Annotated in this window: 4 protein-coding genes; 2 read left to right on the forward strand and 2 right to left on the reverse strand. The window is 41.0% G+C overall.

The genetic code is table 11. The annotated features are described in order from the left end of the window. On the forward strand, window positions 1–951 hold a 951-nt coding region (locus VJ937_RS08980; RefSeq protein ID WP_324066561.1), incomplete at its 5' end, for a LamG-like jellyroll fold domain-containing protein. A 115-nt stretch (window positions 952–1,066) separates the two neighbouring features. Beyond that, the gene (locus VJ937_RS08985) at window positions 1,067–1,405 is read left to right on the forward strand and encodes a DUF6150 family protein (RefSeq protein WP_324066562.1); all 339 of its coding nucleotides are present in this window, start codon (window positions 1,067–1,069) and stop codon (window positions 1,403–1,405) included. Between the two features lie 24 nt (window positions 1,406–1,429). Here VJ937_RS08985 and VJ937_RS08990 read toward each other — a convergent pair whose 3' ends face one another. Next, complete coding sequence (locus tag VJ937_RS08990; RefSeq protein WP_324066563.1) at window positions 1,430–2,743, reverse strand: glycosyltransferase family 4 protein; 1,314 nt, start codon at window positions 2,741–2,743, stop codon at window positions 1,430–1,432. A 178-nt stretch (window positions 2,744–2,921) separates the two neighbouring features. Continuing rightward, on the reverse strand, window positions 2,922–3,887 hold the full coding sequence (gene trxB, locus VJ937_RS08995; protein ID WP_324066564.1) for a thioredoxin-disulfide reductase: 966 nt from the start codon (window positions 3,885–3,887) through the stop codon (window positions 2,922–2,924). Window positions 3,888–4,151 lie beyond the last annotated feature (264 nt).

The following is a 4,151-nucleotide window of genomic DNA, read 5'->3' on the forward strand; positions in this document are numbered from 1 at the left end:
ATATTTGCCGACCATTCGGGAAATGATAATAATGGGACAGTTTATGGGGCCGCGCTAATTGAAGGAATGAAAGGGAATGCACTTTCTTTCGACGGAGTCGATGATTATGCCCGTATTCCAGCAGATGGAATGAATGCACCAGCCGTGTTTTCCAACCTCGAAACCGGTTCTTTGTCGGTTTGGTTCCGTGTAGATTATATCCCTACTCAAATAGATGGCATTGCACCGATTTTTTACTATGGCGCTGAGGAAAATTGCGATTTTTTCGATGCCGCCAACAAAGGATTTATAATTGAAGTGGGGCATACGCCACTACACAACGGATCTGAGCGGCTGTATTATACCTTTTGGAAAGATGGATGTACCTATCCCTCTCTGTGCTTCGATTCGCAGCATGCAATCGCAGAAGGAGTTTGGCAACACTTTGTAGTAGTTGTTGGAGAAAATTTTAATACCGGGTATTTGAATGGTCAGGAAATGACAGATCGATGGTATAACTTTGGAACTTCATCGTATTCCCAGTTTTTCGCCGATGCCCTTGCGCATGAAAAGTTATGGTTGGGCAAAGGCTTTTGGGATGATGCTACGATGCATTTCGAAGGGGCAATTGATGAAATTAAAATTTTTGATCGCGTACTAACTCCAACTGAAGTACAAACTATTTACCAGGATACAACTGCTACTACAGCTATAATTGATCATAATTCCGGACAAGATGCTGTTAAGATTTATCCAAGTCCGGCTCAGGAAACCATAAATGTTGCAATCTCTTCGTCAATGATTGTTCAATATTGGCGTATATTTGATGTAACAGGCAAAACAATAAAACAAGGGATTTTTCCCGAGAACGGCGACCTAATGATAAACCTGCAAAAATACACAGCCGGCATCTATTTCTTTGAAGCAGGTAATGATCGAAAACGACTAAAGCAAAAGTTTATATTGAAATAAAAGCTTAAAGAGTCAGCATGTTTTTCGCCGGCTTTTGTTTTTAAAAACTTGTCAACCTATTTTAGGACGACTCAGCTTTAATTTCTATCTTGAACGCATAATTGATCTCGAAGCTATGAAAAAATTATTAATGTTGTTTGTTTTGGTCTTATGCTGTAGCTTACTTTCATACGGACAGAAGGTATATGCAGTTGAATATGCCAACCAGGCTGAGGTGAAAGTTTTTGTGGTAGACTATGAAAACCAGGCCGACTTGAGTGTATTTAAGGTAGAGTATTCAAATCAGGCTGGGAAAAACAATGGCCTTTGGTATTTTACCGATTATAAGAACCAGGCCGATAAAACAATTTATTATACTGACTATGAGAACCAGGCCGATATTACGATCTATTTCGTAGAGTATAGCAATCAGGCTGGCTGGAACAGCAATAAAAAACGCCACCTTTTTTATTGACAGAGCAGAGAATTATAATTTTTGTTAAGCTTGTACTTTTTCATTCTGCAATTCATCAAGTATGTTGACCAATTGGCCGGTAAGTCCTTTGCGGCTGAATTTCTCCAAATCTTTTTCGTCGAGTTTGAACGGGGCATCGGCTTCCTGCCATTTTGTAAAGGCTACAAGTATTTGCTTTTTTATAGCTGTCTTATCTGAAAAATCGAGCATGGGGGTGCGATGCGCATTGCGAAGTATGTGCGCAGCGTTGCCATCAGTAGGACCTATCGCAAGTATTGGGGTGCGCGACGCAATATACTCGAAGAGCTTACCCGTAATGATTAATTCGTTTCGTTTTGTGTCAGGAATGACAAAAAGTAGCATGTCGGCAGTCATCATAGCTTTGGTCGCTTCAAGGTGGGGCACATACCCATCAATATCTGCCATGTCATTTAACTCATATTTGTCAAGCGAGGCTAATATGCCATCGTCCACATTGCCTGTAAATGATAGTTTAACCTGGGCACCAAATTCTTCATATTCATCTTTTAATTCTTTTAGCGCCTGCCATAATTCTTCAATATTTTGCCCTGGCATTAAATTCCCCACATGGGATAATGTAAATTTGCGGTTCTTGTCATCCCAGGGCTGATAAGCCAGGTCATCTACATCAAATCCATTATAAATTACCGTTGGTTCAGTACGGTCAGCGAACTCGTCTTTGAGTCCGTCGCTTACTACCGTCACCTTGTCGGCACTTTTAAGCACGTTATCTTCCAGGGTTTTATCTTTTTTTTGCGTACTGGTTGTACGGGGTAAGGCTTCGTTGTAAAAAATATTGGTCCAGGGGTCTCTGAAATCTGCCAGCCATTTCACACCAAGGGCCTCTTTAAGTTTCTTGCCAATTAGATGCGTGCTATGGGGCGGGCCGGTAGTTATGATGATATTGATGTCTTCTTTCTCAATTACCGCTTTGGCTGCTTTATAGGCATAACGGTTCCAGCCTTTACGCGCATCAGGTATAAAATAGTTGGCGCGGGCATAGAGTGACATTTGTTTTATTGGGTTCTGTCCGCTATCCATATTTAGCATACCCACAGTGCCCGATTTTTTTTCCTTGCCTGTAAGCCGGTTGTAAATACTAAACGGCTCGTTGGTGCGGGTTTTTATAACCTGAACCTGCTCTGGTATATCTTTTAAAAGTGTTTCATCTACGGAAGAATAGGTGCCGTTTTCAACGGTTACAACATATGGTTTCCATCCAAATTCAGGTAAATATTTACAAAATTTGAGAAAACGCTGCACCCCCGGGCCCGACGCCGGCGGCCAGTAATATGTCAGGATCAGAACTTTTTGCATATTTTTTAAGCTTAAATGCAAATTTAACCCTTTATCACTTGTTTGTAAAATTGAATCCTCTTTTTTTATCAAATGGCCTGTTGATAAATAATTACTTTTGGTCCGTTTATCTGGTATAAAAAAAAATGGCCCTTTCGCATCGAAAGGACCATTGATACTGTATGTGAAAATTGTTGGTTTATTCCTGTTCGCCAAGAAAACGCTCTGCATCCAGTGCAGCCTGGCAGCCTGAACCTGCTGCGGTTACTGCCTGTCGGTATATTTTATCCTGTACATCACCAGATGCAAAAACACCCGGAATGTTTGTTTTGGTAGAGCCTGCATCAGTAATGATATAACCCTCTTTATCAGTGGTTAAATAGTCTGCAAATGCTTTGCTGTTTGGTGTGTGACCTATAGCAAGGAAGAATCCATCAATTTTAATGTCAACTTCTTTTTCGTCGGGTTTACCTTTGCGGTAAATAAGTTTTGCGCCTTCAACAACGCCATCGCCATAGAGCTCTTTAGTGTTGTGCTCATACAAAATTTCGATGTTTTTAGTGTTGTCTACACGCTTTTGCATCGCTTTCGAAGCCCGCATGTAGTCTTTACGTACGATTAAATAAACTTTTTTGGCCAAGCCTGCAAGGTAGGTAGCCTCTTCAGCAGCAGTATCGCCACCACCAACAACACCAACAACTTTGTCTTTATAGAAAAAACCGTCGCAAGTGGCACATGCCGAAACGCCTGAACCTTTATATTTTTCTTCTGATTCCAGACCAAGATATTTGGCAGTGGCTCCTGTAGCTATAATTAAAGTTTCGGCCTCCAGCACTTTTTTGTCGTCTATAGCCACTTTAAACGGACGTTTGCTCAGGTCAGCTTTTGTGGCCATGCCCCAGCGCACATCTGTGCCGAAACGCTCTGCTTGTTTTTTCAGGTCTTCCATCATTTCTGGGCCGGTAATACCCGATGGGTAACCCGGAAAGTTTTCAACCTCGGTTGTTGTGGTAAGCTGTCCTCCCGGCTCCATGCCCTGGTACATTACAGGCGACAAATTGGCGCGCGCTGCATAGATGGCAGCTGTGTATCCTGCTGGTCCTGAACCAATGATTAAACATTTTACTTTCTCGGCCTCGCCTTCGGGCCAGCCATCTTTATTCATTTCTGCTTTTTCTTCAAGATTGTCAAGTGATTTAAACAATGCCATAATATTTTATTTTTTAAGTCTGTTATATACAATTGTTGTACAAAGGTAATATTATTGTCAAAATGACATTTTATAATTAAGCATCTAGATATTTCAATATTTATGCCAAAGCTTTAAGGTAATTTTGGCAGGAAATCCATAAAAAATTCTTTGTTGAAATAAATAAATGATCTATATTTGCAACCGCTTTAGAGCAATTGAGATGTAGCTCAGTCCGGC

The sequence above is a fragment of the Salinivirga sp. genome, assembly GCF_035268865.1.
GTDB lineage: Bacteria > Bacteroidota > Bacteroidia > Bacteroidales > Salinivirgaceae > Salinivirga.